The following is a 16567-nucleotide window of genomic DNA, read 5'->3' on the forward strand; positions in this document are numbered from 1 at the left end:
GAGGGAAAGAGGGTGATGGAGGAGTCGGTCGTCGGGTGGCCGGCGGTGGCCGTCGGGCCCTGATCAGGCGGCGTGGCAGGCGTACGCGTGGCCCGGTCGCCCCGGCGCCGACCTGGGCGCGGGGCGCTCCGTGCGGCAGCGCTCCCGGACGTCCTCGTCGGCGAGGCGGTACAACGGGCAGCGGTCGATGAACACGCAACCGCTCGGCAGGTTCGTGGCGCTCGGCTGCTCGCCCTGGAGGACGATCCGTTCGCGGGTGCGTTCCCGTTCCGGGTCGGGGACCGGGATCGCCGACAACAGCGCCTGGGTGTAGGGGTGCTTGGGGTCGGAGAAGAGCGTCTCCGTGTCGCCGGTCTCGACGACGTGTCCCAGGTACATCACCGCGATGCGGTCACAGATGTAGCGCACCACGGCGAGGTCGTGGGCGACCAGGAGATAGGCGAGCCCCAGCTCACGCTTGAGCCGGTCGAGGAGGTTGATCACCCCGGCCTGTACCGACACGTCCAGGGCGGAGAGCGGCTCGTCGAGGGCGAGCAGCCTCGGGTCCGTGGCCAGGGCGCGGGCGATGCCGACGCGTTGGCGCTGGCCTCCGGAGAGCGCGGCCGGAAAGCGGGTGCTCATCGAGGAGTCGAGACCGACGAGTGACAGGAGTTCGTGGACGCGGGACCGGATGGCGTCGCGGTCGCGGCCCACGGCCCGCAGGGGTTCGGCGAGCAGCTGGTGGACGGTCAGGCGCGGGTCCAGGGCGCCCATCGGATCCTGCATGACGATCTGCACGTCGTGCCGCAGGGCGCGTGCGCGCTCGCCCGGACCGGACGAGGAAGCGGTGGCACCCGCCGCGGCACCGGCGTCCTTGCCCGCCGTCGCCCCGACCTCCTGCCCCGCGATCTCGATCCGGCCGCCCTCGGGCCGTGCGAGCCGCAGGATCTCCATCAGCGTCGTCGTCTTGCCGCTGCCGGATTCGCCGACCAGCCCCAGCGTCTGCCCGCCGCGCAGCTCGAAGCTGACTCCGTTGACCGCGTGCAGGGTGCCGACCCGGCGCTTGATGAAGGCGCCCTTGGTGACGGGGAAGGTCTTGACGAGGTCCTCGACGCGGAGCACCACGTCGCCGTCCGTGGCGGCGCCCGTGCCCGGTTCCCGCCCGGTGGACGCGACGCCCCCGGTGGGGTCGAGCGTGCCGTCGGCCATCTCGTCCGCGCGCAGGCACGCCACGTCCCCGTGCCCGGCGACCCGGCGCAGCTCCGGTTCGTCGGAGGAGCACGCGTCGAGCGCGACGGCACACCGGCTCGCGAAGGGGCAGCCGCCCGGGAGGTCCGACAGGGCGGGCGGCTCCCCACCGATCGGTACGAGGGGCCGGCGGATCCCGCCGTCCACGGTCGGCACCGCGGCCAGGAGCCGTGCGGTGTACGGCATCGTCGGCCGCCGGAACAGCGCGTGGACGTCCGTCTTCTCCACGAAGCGGCCCGCGTACATGACGGCGACGTCGTCCGCGTGACCGGCCACGACGCCGAGGTCATGGGTGATCAGAACGAGCCCGGCGCCGGTCTCCCGCTGCGCGAGACGCAGTACGTCGAGGATCTGCGCCTGCACGGTGACGTCGAGCGCGGTGGTCGGTTCGTCGGCCACCAGCACGCTGGGCCGGTTGGCGATCGCCATGGCGATGACCACCCGCTGGCGCATGCCGCCGGAGAACTCGTGGGGGAAGGCCGAGGCACGGTTGCGCGCGTCGGGGATGCCGACGAGGTCGAGCAGTTCGACGGCCTCCTCCCAGGCAGCTTTCCTGGTCAGGTCCTGGTGGACCCGCAGCGCGTCGGAGAGCAGCCTGCCCACGGAGAAGATGGGGGTGAGCGCGGACAGCGGATCCTGGAACACCATGCCGATCGACTTGCCCCGCACCCGTGAGAGGGCACGGTCGTCGAGGCCGATCAGGTTCTGCCCGCCGAGCAGCACCTGGCCGCTCAGGCCGGCGGTGGGCGGCAGCAGGCCCATGACGCCCATCGCGGTGGCCGACTTGCCCGATCCCGACTCGCCGACGATGCCGAGAGTCCGGCCCGGCAGCAGGTCGAAGCTGACGCCGCGGACCGCTTCGACGGGCCCGGACTCGGAGGGGAAGGAGATCCGCAGGTCCCGTACGGAGAGCACGGGGGTGGCGCCGGCGGGGGAGACCGGGTCGTCCCGCAGGGGAGTGGTGAGGGTCATCGTCGGCCTCCTGCCGCGCCGGTCACCGAGGTGGGGTCGAGGGCGTCGCGCAGCCCGTCGCCGATGAAGGTCATCGAGACGGTGAGCAGGACGACGAGACCCGCCGGAAAGGCGAAGAGCCAGGGGGCACTGGTGACGGTGGTCGCCCCGTCGGCGAGCATCGTGCCGAGGGAGACGTCCGGGGTCTGGACGCCGAATCCGAGGAACGAGAGGGCGGTCTCGCTGAGCACGGTCGCGACGACGCCGAGCGTCAGATTGACGATGAGCAGGGAGCCGAGGTTGGGGATGATGTGGCGCAGGATGATGCGCAGCGGGGGGACGCCCATGAACTCCGCGGCCTTCACGTAGTCCCGCTCGCGCAGGGAGGTCGAGACCGCCCAGACGACCCGGGCGGTGGACATCCAGCCGAACAGGGTCAGGACGATGATGAGCACGCGCCAGTCGCCGGCCAGGCGGTTGGAGACCAGGGCGAGGATGAGGAACGAGGGGACGATCAGCAGGAAGTGGATGGCGGCCAGCGTCAGCCTCTCCACCCGGCCGCCGAAGTACGCGGCGCTGGAGCCGATGACCGCGGCCACGACGATGGTCAGGACGGACACGCTGACGGCGATCACCAGGGAGCGCCGCAGCCCGTGCACCGCACTGGCGTAGACGTCGTTGCCGCCCTGGTTGGTACCGAACCAGTGCACGTCGCTCGGCGGCCGGGTGAGCGCGGCGAAGTCGGCGTCGGTGTGGGTGTAGGGCGTGAACAGGCCGCCGAACAGGCTGAACAGGACGAGCAGGACGAAGATCACGACCCCCGCGACGGCGAGGCGGTTGCGCAGGAAGCGTCGCAGGTAGAGCCGGCCGCGGCCGAGGTCGGGGCGGACCGTGACGGCGCCGGTGGCGGTTGCTGTCGCCATGTCAGTTCACCCGCACTCTCGGGTCGAGGAAGACCGTGGCGATGTCCGCGAGGATCGCGCCGATCGCGGTGAGCACCGCGGCGAACGCGGCCGTCGCGACGGTGCCGTGCACGTCGTTCTTGCCGATGGTCTGGATGAAGTACCGGCCCATGCCGTTCCAGCCGAAGACCGTCTCGGTGATGACGGCTCCGGTGAAGATGGCGGGCACGCTGAACGCCACGGAGGCCACCGTCGGGATCAGCGCGGCGCGCAGGGCGTGCCTGCGGACGGCCTGGCCGCGGGTGAGGCCGGTGGCCTGGGCCGTACGCACGAAGTCGGCGTTGATCGTGTCGAGCAGCAGCGAACGCTGTGTCAGGTGGTAGCCCACGTAACCCATCAGCGTCAGGGTGAGCGTCGGCAGGATCAGATGGAGGAGCCGGTCGCCGATCGTCGGGAGCAGCCCCTGCACGTCGGGTGAGTTCTCCCCGGCGACGTAGAGGAAGCCGAGCCCGGCGTGCTGGTTGAGCCAGATGGCGACGAAGACCACGGCGAGCGCGGCGACGGACGTCGGGACGTTGAACACGGCGATGGATACGGCCTGCGAGACGCGGTCGGCCACACCGTACTGGCGCGACGCGGTGTACACGGCGAGCGCGACGCCGATCACGACGGACAGGACGGTCGCCGTGACGACCAACTCGGCGCTGACGAGCGCGCGGTAGCCCACTTCGCCGTTGACGGAGACACCGGTGGGTGAGCTGCCCCAGTCGAAGTCGGTGACCACCGAGGTGAGCCAGTTCCACCACCGCTGCACCACCGGCACGCCGGGGTCGAGGTTGTACGGGGCGAGGGCCCGGCCGATCTGCTCCTCCGTGCGGACGGGGCGCAGCTCCTTGTAGTTCGAGCGCGGGTCGAGGAACCAACTGGCCAGGAAGTACGTCGCGTTGGTCGCGACCGCGATCATCAGGAGCCAGCCGCCCGCCTTGCGCACTACATAGCGCATGGTGCGGACCGCCCCCTCGCCACACGTGCGGGACGCGCCGGGACGGCGCCGGAGGGACAGGTCGAGTACATGTGTGGTGGAGCTTTCTGGGGCGTACGGGTACGGAACGTGCCCTCGAAGGGGCGAATGTCAGCTTGGTCCGTACCGGAGGGCCGCGCCAGGTTTTGCCTGGTTCCGCCATGAGGCCGCAATGCTGCCGTAGAGATCGCAATGTTGCCGAAGCAAAAACGATCTCGGGCACGTGGCGGCATGCCCGACGCGTCGGCTTCCGCGGAGGTCCCGCCCCGGGAGAGCGCTCTATCTCCGTGTCCGGAAGGGAAGTTAGAGTGCACGCATGGAGAGACGGTCGCTGACGCTCGAGGACGTGGCACGGGAGGCGGGCGTCTCCCGGGCGACCGTGTCACGGGTGATCAACGGCGTCCGCAACGTCGACCCGGCCATCCGGGACGTGGTGCGCGCCGCGATCGAGCGCACCGGCTACGCGCCGAACCGCGCGGCACGCTCCCTGGTCACCCGGCGTACGGAGACCATCGCCCTGGTCATCTCGGGCGCGGGCGAGGAGAGCGAGCCCCGGACGCCCGGGGACGTGGCCACCACCGACGGCCCGCACGGCGCGGACGGCGACGCCCCGCAGAACGCCTTCGCCGCCCGTGTCTTCGCCGACCCCTTCTTCGGCCGGGTCGTCAGCGGCGTGGTCGGCTTCCTTCGGCCGCGCTCGATGCATCCGGTGCTGATGGTCGCCGAGACCGAGGAGGCCAGGAAGCAGGTGACCGGCTTCCTCCGGCAGGGCAGCGCCGACGGGGCCCTCGTGGTCTCCACGCACGCGGCGGACCCGCTGCCCTCGATGCTGGTGGCGGAGGGGCTGCCCGCGGTGTGCTTCGCGCGGCCCGCACGGCCCGTGCCGATCAGCTACGTCGACCTGGCGCACCGGGACGGCGGGCGGCTGGCCGCCGAGCACCTGCTGGCCCGGGGCAGGCGCAGACTGGCGAGCGTCACCGGCCCGCTGGACCTGCCGGCCGGACGGGAGCGGCTCGCCGGCTTCCGCGAGGCGCTGGAGCGCGCGGGGACGGCGCGCGTGCCGATCGCGGAGGGTGGCTTCACCCGGGAGAGCGGCGCCGAGGCGATGGTCCGGCTGCTGGCCGAGCACCCGGATCTGGACGGGGTGTTCGTGGCCAACGACCTCATGGCGCAGGGCGTGTGCGAGCTGCTGCGCGAGCGGGGCAGGAGCGTGCCGCGGGATGTGGCGGTGGTCGGCTTCGACGACTCCAGCGTGGCGCTGACCTGCCACCCGCCGCTCACCACCGTGCGGCAGCCGGTGGAGAGGATGACGGCGGCCATGGCCGGGCTGCTCCAGGAACACGTGCAGGGCACCCGCACCGAGCCGACCTCGATGATCTTCGAGCCGGAGCTGGTGGTGCGGGACTCCGCCTGAGGGCCGCCCGCGCGACGTGCCGCTCACGGTGCGGGTCCGGGGTGCGGACAGAACGTGAGCGGCCGCGTCCCTGTCCCACGAAGGCGCGGCCGCTCAGCTCGGAGGAGGGCCGCCCACTGACCATTCTCGGCGGCCCCAGCAGGATGTCACCCCTGCACTGGTACGCCTGCCCACCACGGATGCGGTTACACGGATCTCTTCCCAGAGATCTCGGAGGGCCTTCCGATCAGCGCGTGGCCCAGGCCAGGATCCCGCTGAGGACGAAGAGCAGGCACAGGGCGATGTTCGTCCGCTTGTAGGCGACGAGGACGGCCGCGAACTCGCGGATCGTCGCGTTGGGCCAGAAGTACGCGGCCGTGGTCGAGCCCACCACCTGCCCCCGGACGCCGACCCGGCGCGCCGTGAGCGCGGCACGGAAGGCGTGGTAGTTGTTCGTGACGACGACGCACCGGTAGCCGGGGTCGGTCTTCTCCATGATCGCCTTGCTGAACCGCAGGTTCTCCTCGGTCGTCGTCGACCGGTCCTCCCGCTCGATCAGGTCGGCGGGGAAGCCGCGCTCGGTGAGGAAGTCGGCCATCGCGTGGGACTCCGGAAGCTCCTCGTCGGGCCCCTGGCCCCCGGAGGCGATGAGCACGGGTGCGCCGCCGCGTTTGCTGAGCAGCGCGTGGACCTCCTGGGCCCGCTGGAGCCGGCTGGCGAGCAGCGGGGGCACCTTGGAGCCGCCGATGAGGCCGGATCCCAGGACCACCACGAAGTCGGCCTTGCGGCGGATCCGCATGCGGCCGTACAGGAACGCGTACACGACGAAGCTCAGGAACAGGAACGAGAGGTAACAGGCCAGTCCGAGCGCCGCCACCCCCACACCGATCAGCACGGGCGTGCGCAGCACGGCCGCGGTGATCACGAGCGCCACGACGGCGACGACGCACACCGCGCCCATCAGGGAGAGCAGATTGGTGGGGCTCCTGCCCTCCTTGCGCACCATGTTCAGGCCGTTGAGGAAGAGCAGGCAGACGAGGACGAGAATGCCGAGCGCGCCGAGGCCGAGCAGCGCGGCGGCCACGATCCGGCCCGAGGTGGAGCCCGCCGTGACGAGCTGGTACATCCACGCCGCCAGTGCGCACAGGGCGGCCAGGCCCAGGAGCACGGCGTTGCCGAACCGGCGGCGTTCGCGCGCCATGCGCCAGCAGAAGACGAGGAAAAGCAGCGCCGCCGGGGCGTAAATGACCATCCGCAACAGGGTCTCCGAGTGTCCGAGTGTTCCGGTCTCCGGGCCGTCCGGAGCTCAGCGGACGACGTCGAAGACGTTTTTCTGCAGGCCGTTGGCGTAGACCTCGTGCTCGACGAGGCGCAGCTTCTGGGCGTCCTTGTCCGTGTCGCTGAACAGCCGCTTGCCCGCCCCGAGCAGCAGGGGGAAGACGAGCAGGTGGTAGCGGTCGATGAGGCCCGCGTCCGAGAGGCTCCGGTTGAGGGCGGCGCTGCCGTGGACGATGATCGGGCCGCCCTCGGTCTCCTTGAGGGCGGCGACGTCGTCCAGCGAGCGCAGGATCGTGGTCTCGCCCCAGTTCTCCACCAGGTCCTTCTCGTCGAGAGTCGTGGAGACGACGTACTTCGGCAGCACCTTGTACCGCGCGAAATCCGTCATGTCGGGCCAGACCGCGCTGAACGCCTCGTAGCTGGCCCGGCCCAGCATCATCGCGGCGGCCTCCTGCTGCTCCCTGCCCTTGATCTCGTACGCCTCCGGGAGGAACTCGACGTCCTTGAACGTCCACCCGGAGTTCCGGTAGCCGGGCTCACCGCCCGGGGCCTCCACCACGCCGTCGAGCGAGACGAAGGCGGTGCTGATGAGGGTGCGCATGGGGTCTCCTGGGTGGATCGGGTGGGCGGGAAGCGGTCGGCCGGCGCCCGCGGAACCGGTGGTCCGGCCGCGGTGCGCCAACTATCCCTGAAGACCCCGGGGCGTGGAGAAACTCATCGCCGCAAGACGCACCGGCCTCAGCCCGGTTCGCCCGTACGAGGGCGGCGGGTCAGTGGCGGCGCCCGCGCAGACGTGTGAGGAGCGAACGGGCCTGCGCGCGCTTGCGCGGGTCGGCGGCGGCGCGGCGCACCGTGTCGACGGTCTGCCGGCCCTGCGGGGTGCGGCTGTAGGCCTTGAGGCGTGCGATCAGTCCGGCCATGAGGTCCTCCCGGGTTCTCACCGCCGTGGCGGCGGATGTGTCGCTGTCGTCGGGTCGCTGCTCCCGTACCCCGTAGCCGCGTCCTCACCCCGGGTCGGCCCGGTGAGCACGACGGGGGAGCGGGGCGCCGTGTCCCGTTCGGCGGGAAAACGTGTCTGGACGCGGCCTTTGCGGGCAGCCGAGAGACATGGCTGTTCTCAGGAAATGCGCACGTCCGATGCTCGCCTCCGTCTTCGTCACCGGCGGGGTGCACACCCTCCGGAACCCGGAGCGCGTGGCACCCGCCGCCGAGCCGCTCGCGGCCCCCGTCGCCTCCCGGATCCCCTGGCTGCCCGAGGACCCCGAGAAGCTGGTCCGCCTCAACGGCGCGGTGCAGCTGGGCGCCGGGCTGATGCTCGCGACCGGGCGGGTGCCGCGGGTGGCCGCCCTCGCACTGGCCGGCACGCTGGTGCCGACGACGCTGGCCGGGCACGCCTGGTGGAAGGAGAAGGACCCCGAGCGACGGGCCGCCCAGCGCACCCAGTTCATCAAGAACGTCTCGCTGTTCGGCGGACTCCTCATCGCGGCGGCCGACACGCACGGCAAGCCGTCCGTCGCCTACCGCACCCGTGCCGCCGCGGTGACCGGCCGGCGCACCGCCCGGCGCGCCCGGCGCGACGCCGTCGGCGCGCTGAGCGGGGCGGCGGAGGGCGCCGCGGGGACGGTCCGCTCGCTGTCCGAGAGCGCGCAGCAGGCCGTCACGCGGCATCTGTGAGGAAGGGCCGGATCCGCGACCGGCCGATACGACAGCAGACCTGACGGCGCGTCATCGGTACTCCGGTGGCGCGCCGTTCGGGTGTCGCGTACCGGAGTTGTGAAGGTCGGGATCCCCGGTGTGAAAGCGCTTGCTGCCCCCGCGGGCCGGTGTCATTCTCGGCCGGTGGCCGAATCCGTCACCCCCCCCACGACGCGCAGGAGCAGCCGTGCACCGTACCGGGAAGACACTGACCTCGGCGGGCGGCGTCGCCGTCGCCGTTCTCGCCGCCTGGGCCCTCGCCGCCCCCGAATCCAGCGGCGCCCCGGCGCCCGAGCGCGACAAGAGGCCCGCCGGGACCCGAAGCGTGCTGTGGGACGGCGACGCGTCGAACGGACTCGGCGTGTTCGGCACCACCCTGTGCGCATCGCCGGCGAGTGTCACCGTCGACAACTGGGGCGGCTCGCGCGGCGACATCTTCAAGTTCAACAAGCCCATCGGTGTGCCGCGTTGTGAGGCGCACAACGTGCGGACCGCGTCCGGTGAGTACCCGTGGCGGGAGGGCGGCACCTACTGGTTCGGCTGGGACTCCATGACCAAGACGGGCGACGCCCAGACCGTCTTCCAGTGGAAGTCGAACGGCACCAACGACCAGCACAGCCAGAACTATCCCGTGATCATGAAGGTGGAGGACGGGAAGCTGAAGGTCTGGTACGTCGCGCCCGGCGAGGTGTGGACCCCCATCGGCTCCGCCGCGTGGTCGGCCGGCGCCTGGCACGCGATCCAGCTCGGCATCACCACCAGCTCGGGCAGCTCGGGCAAGCTCTCCGTCTATCTCGACGGTCAGGAGATCGCCTCCCGCACCGGCGCCCGCACCTGGGACGACCTCGGCAACAAGCCGCGCTGGGGCACCTATTGGGGCACCGACGTGAGTACGGCGTCCATCAACTGGATCGACGGGCTCGCGATGGGGCAGACCCGTTCGGACGTCGACTGACCACGCCACGGCGGAAGTTGAACCCGCCGACCGCGGGGATTGATCAACGGAGGCGGGGGCATTCGGCCGAGTATGACGATGCGTGAAGAGCACAGTGGCCCGCCCGCCATGGGAGAGATGGAACGCGGTACGTCGCAGCGACTCGAAGCGCGCCAGCGGATGTGGGGCGTGGCCTGGAGCGCCCTGTGCGTCCTGCTGGCCGTGTGGTCGCTGGTCTGGGCGATCGGCGCGGCCACGGGGACGACGAACGCGTGGGTGTACTCGTTCGCCGGACTCGCGCTGCTGGGGTGCGCGCTGTGGGCCCGCCGCTCGGCGATCCGCAACAGCCCGCCGCGCCACCTGTAGGGCCGGGCCGCTCCGCCGTGTACGAGGTGTGCGACGGGCATACCTGGATACGCTCCGCATATGCGACACCATGATCTTCTCGTCCTCGGCGCGGGCACCGGCAACGCGGTGATCGACGACCGTTTCGCGCACCTCGACGTCGCCCTCGTCGCGGCGGGCCCCTTCGGCGGCACCTGCCTCAACGCGGGCTGCATCCCCAGCAAGATGCTCGCCGTGACGGCGGAGGTGGCCGACACGGTCCGCGAGTCCGGTCGGCACGACGTGCGGGCGAGCCTGGAGGGCATCGCCTGGCCGGCCGTCCAGGAACGCGTCTTCGGCCGGCTCGACACCACCGCGCGGGACGGCGAGGCCGGCCGCCGCGACGACGACTTCGTGACGGTGTACCAAGGGCGCGCGCGGTTCACCGGCGAGCGGGAACTGCTGGTGGAGACGGTGGACGGCCCCGTCTCCGTGAGCGCGGACCGGATCGTGGTGGCCGCGGGCGGGCGTCCCGTGGTGCCGCCCGTGGTCGCCGCGTCAGGACTGCCCTACGAGACGTCCGACACCGTGATGCGCCTCGACGAGGTGCCGCGGCGGCTGGTGGTCCTCGGCGGCGGCTACATCGCCGCCGAGCTGGCCCACGTCTTCCACGCGGCGGGAAGCTCCGTGACCATCGTGGAGAAGCAGGACAAGCTCCTCGCCGGGCAGGACACCTCGGTCGCCTCGGCGTTCACCGAGATCGTGCGTCCCGTCCACGACCTGCGGCTCGGCCGCGAACTGGTCCGCGTGGAGGGCAGCCCCGGAGCGCTGCGGCTGACGCTCGACGACGGCTCGGAGATCGAGGCCGACACCCTGCTCGTCGCCGTGGGGCGCACGCCGAACAGCGACCGGCTCGACCTGGACCGAACCGGCGTCACCTGCGACGACGACGGCCTGATCGAGGTCGACGAGCAACTGCGCACGAGCGCCGAGGGCGTGTGGGCCCTCGGCGACATCGTGCCGGGGCCGCCCCTGAAGCACGTGGCCAACCGGGAGGGCGAGGTGGTCGCGCACAACCTCCTCCACCCCGGCCGGCCACGCACGATGTCGTACGACGTGGTGCCCTCGGCCGTCTTCACCCGCCCCCAGATCGCCCAGGTCGGCCTCACCGAACAGGCGGCCGTGGAGCAGGGCCTGGACTACGCGGTCGGGACGTGCCGCTACGAGGACGTCGCGTACGGCTGGGCGCTGGAGGACACCCAGGGATTCTGCAAGGTTCTCGCCGACCGGGCTTCCGGACGGCTGCTCGGCGCGCACGTGCTCGGTCCGCAGGCCGCCACCCTCATCCAGAGTTTCGTCCTCGCCATGACCTTCGGGCTGAAGGCGCGGGAGGTCGCCGAACGCCCGCTGTGGGTCCACCCGGCCCTCACCGAGGTCGTCGACAACGCGCTGCGCGATCTCGACCTGGGGGAGGACGGGTGAGGGGCGCGGGCGGCGCGGCGGGAGCCGCCTCCGCGGCCCGCGCGGTCAACGGGCCCGTGCGCGCCGCGATGTGACGCGGCGGCGGAGAGCCGGAGTCAGGGGAGGTCACATGGTGTGCCTCCCCTTTTGCATGCCCCTCGTGCCCGTAGGTTAGGTTAGCCTTGCCTCACTAATTGGCGGGGCGGGGAAGTGTGCACCGAGCTGCGCCGATGCTGCCCGTCTCGCCCGCGCCGTGCGGGGGTGTCCCCGTATGTCCGTATCGCCACCGCTCGCCACCGCTCGCCGAACGCGCCGGCGGGCGGCAACCGTCCCGAAGGAGTCACCCGATGAGCCAGACCCTGTCGCCCGAGCGTGTCCGCGCCGACATCGCGGAGCTGCTCGACTGCGATCCAGCCGAGATCGTGCCGGGGGAGGACCTCTTCGACCTCGGGCTCGACTCGGTGCGGATCATGACGCTGGTTCAGCGGTGGCGCGACGCGGGCGCCGGCTCGCTGGAGTTCCCCGACCTGGCCGAGCGGCCCGAACTGGCCCACTGGACCGCGCTCCTGACGGGCCGTGACGCATGAGGCGGGTCGACCATCGCGACCGGCACCTGGAGCGGATCGCCGAGGTGCAAAACGGTGCGCACGCCGAGAAGGTGGGCTACCCGATCGGCCTCCGGCAGGCCGAGGTCGTCCGCACGGCCGAGGTCGGTGCCGGTCTGCTGCGGCTGACTCTGGGCGGTGCGGGCATCGAGGGGTTCGAGGCGCACGCGCCGGACGAGCACGTGAAACTCATCTTCCCGGAGCCGGACGGCTCGTTGCGACTGCCTGAGCGGAACGGATCGATGCTGCGCTGGCCGCGGCCCGCCCCCACCTCGCGGGAGTACACGGTGCGCCGGTACGACCCTGCCGCCCGTGAGCTCGACATCGACATCGTCCCGCACGACGGCGGGCTCGCCTCGGACTGGGCGCACCGGGTCGAGCCGGGCGCGGTCGTGCACGTGGCGGGGCCTCCCGGCGGCCTGATCGTCCCGCACGCCTACGACCGCTACCTCCTCGCGGGCGACATCACCGCCCTGCCCGCGATCGCCCGCCGGCTGGAAGAGCTGCCCCGGACCGCGAAGGGCTGGGCCTTCATCGAAGTCGCCGATGCCACGGAGGAGATCGAGCTCTCGGCGCCCGAGGGCTTCGAGGTGCACTGGCTGCACCGGGGAGCTCTTCCGGCGGGCACCGGCGGCGCGTTGGAGCGTGCCGTGACCGCGGTGGCCGTGCCCGAGGGGGAGCGGCTGTACGTGTGGATCGCCGGCGAGGCGGGGCAGATCAAGCCGCTGCGCCGCTGGGTCCGCGACGCGCTGGGGCTCGGCAAGGCGGACCACGACATCACCGGTTACTGGAAGCGCGGCGTCGCCGACTTCGACGAGGACGACCACTGACGCGACGGCCGACCGGCCGGGACGGCTGACCGAGCGGTCGAGCCGGCCGGGCGGAACGGGTTCGGACCTGGGATGTGCTGTCTCCCGAAAACATCAACTAAGGTTAGCCTTACCTAAGTAACAAGGAGTGGAAGAATGTCCATACGCAGATCGTCGGGGCTGATCGGAGCCGTGGCCCTGGCCCTGGCGCTGACCGGGTGCGGGTCGTCGGACGGCGGCTCGAAGGGCTCCGGCAAGGGTTCGCCCCGGGTGTTCGCCGCCGACAACGGCAAGATCAAGATCCCCGCCGACCCGAAGCGTGTGGTCGCCACCGGCTACGCCGTGCCCGTCCTCATCGAGGCCCATGTGCCGCTGGTCGGGGTCTCGTCGTGGAAGCGCGGCGAGCCGATGATGAGCAAGCGGGACCTCGCCACGTACAAGAAGCTCCCCAAGGTGGCGGGCGAACAGGCGGCCGAGACCAACTACGAGGCCGTCGCCGAGGCGAAGCCCGACCTGATCGTGATCGGCGTGCCGAAGCCGGCCCTCGGCGACGTCGACGTCAAGCGTCTGGAGTCCATCGCGCCCGTGGTGGCGATCGGCCCGACCGTGCCGTCCATGTGGCGCCAACAGTCCCGCCAGCAGGCCGACGCGGCGGGCGGGCTCGAGAAGTTCGACGCCATCAAGGACACCTACGAGGCCAAGGCCGCGCGGCTGGCGAAGAAGTACCGGAAGGTCCTTCCACAGCTGAAGCTGGGCCACGTCGGCGCGTACGGCGAGAGTGCCAAGGGCACCTGGCAGCGGGAGTTCGGCCGTTCCTGGGGCACCAACATCGCGGAGGACGTCGGCGCGACGTACTACGGCAAGGTCAAGAAGAAGGGCCCCGGCTCGCGCGCCGTCAGCGAGTACCCCTCCCTCGAAGAGCTCCCCGACGCGCTCGGCGAGGCCGACGCCATCACGTACTCCGTCAACGCCGACGGCAGCATCCCGCAGCCGGTGAAGTACGTCATGGACTCCAAGCTCTGGAAGAACCTGCCCGCCGTGAAGGCCGGCAAGACCTTCCCGCTGCGCTACACCGAGTCCGCCACCTACGGCCAGGCCATGCGGACCCTGGACGCGGTCGACACGTCGTTCGCGCCGCTCCTGAAGCGGTGACCGTCGCGGGCCGCGCCCCCGAGGCGCTCGGAACCCGGCGGGCCGGCCCGCGCAGCGGAGCACAGGTAGCCCTCCTCGCCTGCGGAGTCGTCCTGCTCCTGGTGGTCGCCGTGCTCAGCGTCGGCGTCGGCGCCCGGCACATCGCGCCCACCGAGGTCGTCCGCGCCCTCGTCGACCACCGGGGCACCGACGACCACGTGATCGTGCGCGACGTCCGCGCGCCCCGCGCGCTGCTCGCCGTCGCGGTGGGCGCCGCCCTCGCGGTGGCGGGCGCGCTGATCCAGACGCTGGCCCGCAATCCGCTGGCCGAACCCGGCATCCTCGGGGTCACCGCGGGCGCCGGGTTCGCCATCACCGTCGGCTCCGGACTCGGTCTCGCCGCCGGGCAGGCGGGCCAGTTGGGCTGGTCGGTCACCGGCTCGGTGCTCGCCGCGCTCCTCGTCGCCGCCGTCGGGCGCCGCTCCCCGCTGCGCCTCGTGCTCACCGGTGTGGCCCTGACCGCGGTGCTCGGCGGCGTCGCGCTGGGCCTGCGGTTGATGCTCCCGGACACCTTCGACGTCTACCGGTTCTGGTCGGTCGGCTCGCTCGCGTCCCGCGAACAGGCCCCGCTGGCCTGGCCGTTGACCGCCATCGCGGTGTCCCTGCTCGGCGCCCTGCTGCTGAGCCGGGCCCTCAACGCACTGGCGCTCGGCGAGAACGTGGCACAGACCCTGGGCGCGAGCGTGGTCCGCGTACGGACCGCCGCACTCGTCCTGATCACCGTGTTGAGCGGGGCCGCGACGGCGGTGGCCGGGCCCATCCTGTTCGTCGGGCTGATCGTGCCGCACCTGGTCCGCAGGCCGGCCGGCGGCTCGGTGCCGTGGCTGCTGCTCCATTCGATGGTCCTCGGGCCGATCCTGCTGCTGATCGCCGACATCGGCTCGCGCGTGCTGCTGCCCACCGGCGAGGTGCCGGTGGCGATCGTCACCGCCTTCCTCGGCGGCCCGATGCTGATCTGGGCCGTCCGCCGCCACGGGGCGGGGTCGCTGTGAGCATGCTCAACGTCCGCGGACTGCGGACCGAGCGCCGCACGGTGGTGCTCGTCGCCGTCCTGGTCCCCCTCACGCTCGCCCTGGCCCTCACCGGGCTCTGCTACGGCGCCTCCTGGTCCACCCCCGACGAGGTGTTCTCCGCGCTGAGCGGCACCGAACCCTCCGTCGTCATCTCGGACTGGCGGCTGCCGCGGGTGCTCGCCGGACTGGTCTTCGGCGCCACACTCGGCGTGGCCGGGGCCCTCTTCCAGAACCTCACCCGCAACCCGATGGGCAGCCCCGACGTCATCGGCCTCGACGCGGGCGCCTACACCGGAGCCCTCGTCGCCCTCACCGCCCTGTCGGGCACCTCCGCCCAACTGGCCGTCGGCTCCGTGACCGGCGGGCTCGTCGTCGCGGCCGCCATCTACCTCCTCTCCTTCGACCGCGGATTCTCCGGCCTTCGCCTCGTCGTCATCGGCATCGCCGTCAACGCGATGGTGACCGCGGTCAATGCGTGGATCGTGCTCCGCGCCGACCTGGACGTGGCGATCGCGGCGGTCGGCTGGAGCGCCGGATCGCTCAACGGCGTCGGCTGGGAGGACTTGGGCATCCCGTTCACGGTGATCGGCGTGCTGCTCGCCCTCATGGCCACCCGGGCGCACGCCATGCACCAGGCGTCGCTCGGCGACGCCGTCGCCGTCACCACCGGCGTCGCCCTCGACCGGCTCCGCCTCGTCATGGTCCTGGTCGGCGTCGGCTGCACGGCGACGGTGACCGCGGTGGCCGGGCCGATCGCGTTCATCGCGCTCGCCGCCCCGCAGATCGGCCGCCGGCTCGCCGGCGCCGCCGGTGTCCCGCTGCTCCCCGCGGCGCTCACCGGGGCGGTGCTGCTCCTGGGCGCCGACCTGATCGCCCAGATGCTGCTGGCGCCCGTCGCGCTGCCGGTGGGCGTGGTGAGCACCGCGATCGGCGGTTGTTACCTGATCTGGCTGCTGACCAAGGAGGTGAGGCGCGCGTGAGCGCACGCCTGACCGCGCGGGACCTCACCCTGCGCTACGGAGACCGCGTGGTCTCCACCCGACTGAACCTCGACGTCCCCGACGGTGCGTTCACCGCCGTCGTGGGCCCCAACGGCTGCGGCAAATCAACCCTGTTGAGGGCCTTCGTACGGCTGCTGCGCCCCGACAGCGGCCACGTCCAGCTCGACGGCCTGGAGATCGGCGGCTACCCGGCCAAGGCCCTGGCCAAGCAACTCGGCTTCCTGCCGCAGGACCCGCAGGCCCCCGACGACATCAAGGTCCGCCAACTCGTCGGCCGGGGCCGCTTCCCGTACCAGTCGCTCCTCGCGCTGTGGTCCGCCGCCGACGAGAAGGCCGTCACCGAGGCGATGGACGCCGCCGGCGTCACCGACCTCGCCGAACGGCCGGTGCAGGAACTCTCCGGCGGGCAGCGCCAACGGGTGTGGATGGCCATGGTGCTCGCCCAGGAGACGCCCTGCCTGCTGCTCGACGAGCCGACGTCCTTCCTGGACATCACCCACCAGTACCAACTGCTCGGCCTGCTGTCCGCGTTGCGCGACCGGGGCCGCACGGTCATCGCCGTCCTGCACGACATCAACCAGGCGTGCCGCTACGCCGACCACCTGGTCGCCATGAAGGACGGCCGGGTGGCCGCAGAGGGCGTCCCCACGGACATCGTGGACGCCGCCCTGATCAAGGACGTCTTCGACCTGCCGAGCGTCATCGTCCCCGACCCGGTGACCGATACGCCGATGGTCGTCCCCACCCTGCAAGGAGAATGAG

At 71.9% G+C, this 16567-nt stretch carries 17 protein-coding genes; 11 read left to right on the plus strand and 6 right to left on the minus strand.

Translation table 11 applies throughout. The features are described 5' to 3' along the window. Positions 1-63 precede the first annotated feature (63 nt). From ACZ6B8_RS24220 to ACZ6B8_RS24230, 3 genes are read right to left on the minus strand one after another with little or no spacing between them, the layout of a single operon-like run. Positions 64-2199: a dipeptide ABC transporter ATP-binding protein gene (locus ACZ6B8_RS24220; protein WP_471608571.1), complete on the minus strand. Its 2136-nt coding sequence runs from the start codon at positions 2197-2199 to the stop codon at positions 64-66. Further along, on the minus strand, positions 2196-3101 hold the full coding sequence (locus ACZ6B8_RS24225) for an ABC transporter permease (RefSeq protein ID WP_471608572.1): 906 nt from the start codon (positions 3099-3101) through the stop codon (positions 2196-2198). The genes ACZ6B8_RS24220 and ACZ6B8_RS24225 overlap by 4 nt, the downstream gene beginning before the upstream one ends. Before the next feature lies 1 nt (position 3102). Then, a complete protein-coding gene (locus tag ACZ6B8_RS24230) occupies positions 3103-4083 on the minus strand; it encodes an ABC transporter permease (RefSeq protein ID WP_471081490.1) in 981 nt (326 codons plus the stop codon). Between the two features lie 334 nt (positions 4084-4417). Between ACZ6B8_RS24230 and ACZ6B8_RS24235 the strand changes: the two genes are divergently transcribed. After that, entirely contained in the window at positions 4418-5515 is a 1098-nt protein-coding gene (locus tag ACZ6B8_RS24235) for a LacI family DNA-binding transcriptional regulator (RefSeq protein ID WP_471608573.1), read from the plus strand. Positions 5516-5741: 226 nt separating this feature from the next. Here ACZ6B8_RS24235 and ACZ6B8_RS24240 read toward each other — a convergent pair whose 3' ends face one another. From ACZ6B8_RS24240 to ACZ6B8_RS24250, 3 genes are all read right to left on the minus strand, one after another. After that, on the minus strand, positions 5742-6746 hold the full coding sequence (locus ACZ6B8_RS24240) for a YdcF family protein (RefSeq protein ID WP_471081484.1): 1005 nt from the start codon (positions 6744-6746) through the stop codon (positions 5742-5744). Positions 6747-6800: 54 nt separating this feature from the next. Continuing rightward, positions 6801-7373 (minus strand): dihydrofolate reductase family protein, encoded by a 573-nt coding sequence (locus ACZ6B8_RS24245; protein ID WP_471081481.1) that lies wholly within the window; start codon positions 7371-7373, stop codon positions 6801-6803. Positions 7374-7542: 169 nt separating this feature from the next. Further along, positions 7543-7692 (minus strand): hypothetical protein, encoded by a 150-nt coding sequence (locus tag ACZ6B8_RS24250; RefSeq protein WP_355819660.1) that lies wholly within the window; start codon positions 7690-7692, stop codon positions 7543-7545. 187 nt (positions 7693-7879) lie between these two features. Between ACZ6B8_RS24250 and ACZ6B8_RS24255 the strand changes: the two genes are divergently transcribed. The 10 genes from ACZ6B8_RS24255 to ACZ6B8_RS24300 all read left to right on the plus strand — a co-directional run bounded on the left by ACZ6B8_RS24255 (position 7880) and on the right by ACZ6B8_RS24300 (position 16566). Further along, positions 7880-8446, plus strand: coding sequence for a DoxX family protein (locus ACZ6B8_RS24255; RefSeq protein ID WP_471081477.1), 567 nt, complete (start codon positions 7880-7882; stop codon positions 8444-8446). 208 nt (positions 8447-8654) lie between these two features. Next, entirely contained in the window at positions 8655-9422 is a 768-nt protein-coding gene (locus ACZ6B8_RS24260) for a heparin lyase I family protein (protein WP_471608574.1), read from the plus strand. Positions 9423-9539: 117 nt separating this feature from the next. Then, positions 9540-9767, plus strand: a complete 228-nt coding sequence (locus ACZ6B8_RS24265; protein ID WP_471608575.1) for a hypothetical protein — start codon at positions 9540-9542, stop codon at positions 9765-9767. Between the two features lie 60 nt (positions 9768-9827). Continuing rightward, positions 9828-11207: a mycothione reductase gene (locus ACZ6B8_RS24270; protein WP_471608576.1), complete on the plus strand. Its 1380-nt coding sequence runs from the start codon at positions 9828-9830 to the stop codon at positions 11205-11207. Between the two features lie 326 nt (positions 11208-11533). Then, on the plus strand, positions 11534-11773 hold the full coding sequence (locus ACZ6B8_RS24275) for a phosphopantetheine-binding protein (protein ID WP_471081465.1): 240 nt from the start codon (positions 11534-11536) through the stop codon (positions 11771-11773). Next, complete coding sequence (locus ACZ6B8_RS24280) at positions 11770-12621, plus strand: siderophore-interacting protein (protein ID WP_471608577.1); 852 nt, start codon at positions 11770-11772, stop codon at positions 12619-12621. Before ACZ6B8_RS24275 ends, ACZ6B8_RS24280 begins: the two co-directional genes overlap by 4 nt. A gap of 135 nt (positions 12622-12756) precedes the next feature. Continuing rightward, on the plus strand, positions 12757-13752 hold the full coding sequence (locus tag ACZ6B8_RS24285; protein WP_471608578.1) for an ABC transporter substrate-binding protein: 996 nt from the start codon (positions 12757-12759) through the stop codon (positions 13750-13752). After that, the gene (locus ACZ6B8_RS24290) at positions 13749-14783 is read left to right on the plus strand and encodes a FecCD family ABC transporter permease (RefSeq protein WP_471608579.1); all 1035 of its coding nucleotides are present in this window, start codon (positions 13749-13751) and stop codon (positions 14781-14783) included. Before ACZ6B8_RS24285 ends, ACZ6B8_RS24290 begins: the two co-directional genes overlap by 4 nt. A 2-nt stretch (positions 14784-14785) precedes the next feature. Continuing rightward, complete coding sequence (locus tag ACZ6B8_RS24295) at positions 14786-15784, plus strand: FecCD family ABC transporter permease (RefSeq protein WP_471608610.1); 999 nt, start codon at positions 14786-14788, stop codon at positions 15782-15784. Further along, positions 15781-16566 carry an ABC transporter ATP-binding protein gene (locus ACZ6B8_RS24300; RefSeq protein WP_471608580.1) on the plus strand — a complete coding sequence of 262 codons (786 nt, stop codon included), beginning with the start codon at positions 15781-15783 and terminating at the stop codon, positions 16564-16566. Before ACZ6B8_RS24295 ends, ACZ6B8_RS24300 begins: the two co-directional genes overlap by 4 nt. Position 16567 lies beyond the last annotated feature (1 nt).

It is taken from the genome of Streptomyces sp. NPDC041122 (genome assembly GCF_055592445.1).